Origin of the sequence: Streptomyces sp. NPDC020845, assembly GCF_044334165.1 — a bacterium.
In the GTDB taxonomy this organism is placed as follows: Bacteria; Actinomycetota; Actinomycetes; order Streptomycetales; family Streptomycetaceae; genus Streptomyces.
Genome location: NZ_JBIRSJ010000089.1, coordinates 1 through 1,221, shown reverse-complemented (window position 1 = coordinate 1,221; position 1,221 = coordinate 1). Strand labels below are relative to the sequence as shown.

The 1,221-nt window shown below is 66.4% G+C and carries 1 protein-coding gene; it reads right to left on the bottom strand.

Going from position 1 to position 1,221, the window contains the following annotated elements:
- On the bottom strand, positions 1-1,221 hold a 1,221-nt coding region (locus ACH4U7_RS53200), incomplete at both ends, for a condensation domain-containing protein (protein ID WP_398534948.1).

Here is a 1,221-nt window from a genome sequence, read left to right as displayed (position 1 = left end):
CGTACGGGGAGTGTGTTGATGAAGAGGCCGACCATGGTTTCGATGTGGGGTATGTGTGGGGGTCGGCCGGCGGTGGTGGCGCCGAAGGTGATGTCGTGTTGGTTGGTGGTGTGGTGGAGGAGGATGGCCCAGGCGGTTTGGATGAGGGTGTTGAGGGTGGTGTTGTGGTGGCGTGCGGTGGTGGTGAGTTGGTGGGTGGTGTGGGGGGGGAGGTGGTGGGTGTGGCGTTGGGGTGGTTGGGGGGTTCGGGTGGGGTCGTGGGGGGTGAGTCGGGTGGGTTGTTGGAGGTTGTGGAGGGTGTGGCGCCAGGTGTTTTCGGCGGTGGTGCGGTCTTGGGTGGTGATCCAGGCGAGGTAGTCGCGGTAGGGGGTGGTGGGGGGCAGGGTGGCTGCGGTTTCGTGGCCTTGGTGGGCGTAGAGGGTGAACAGTTCCCGCATGAGGACGGGGAGGGACCAGCCGTCGAGGAGGATGTGGTGGTTGGTGAAGACCAGGCGGTAGGACTGGGGGGCGAGGTGGATGAGGGTGAACCGGATCAGTGGTGGCTGGTCGAGGTTGAACCGGCGGCTCTGGTCTTCCTCCAGCCAGGTGGTGAGGGAGGTTTCCTGTGTGTCGGGATCGAGGTGGGTCCAGTTGAGTTCTTGCCAGGGGAGCTCAGTGGTGGTGGGGATGATCTGGATGGGGTGGGTGAGGTTTTGGTGGTGGAAGCCGGCGCGGAGGTTGGGGTGGCGGGTCAGGAGGGTGGTGAGGGCGGTTTTGAGGGTGGGGATGTTGAGGGGGCCGGTGATGCGGAAGGTTTGCTGGGAGGCGTAGACGTCGTGGCCGTGGGTGTCGTAGAGGGCGTGGAAGAGGAGGCCTTCTTGCAAGGGTGCGAGGGGCCAGATGTCGGTGGTGTGGGGATATGTGGTTTCGAGGTGGTCGATGTCGGCTTGGGTGAGGTGGAGGAGGGGGAGGTCTGAGGGGGTGCGTCCGCCGGTGTCGGGGAGGGTGGTGTGGCGGGCCAGCGCGGTGAGGGCTTGGTGGTAGCCGTCGGCGAGTTGCTGGATCTCCTCACGGGTGAGGAGGGTGTTCGGCCAGGTGAGGGTGGTGGTGAGGGTGGGTCCGTGGGGGGTGTCCTGGGTGAGGGTGTTGATGGTGAGGGTGTGGGTGAGGGGCATGTCGGGGTCGGGTCCGGAGCCTGCGGCGGTGGAGTGGGCGGCCGGGGCCCAGTCGGCGGCATGGCCG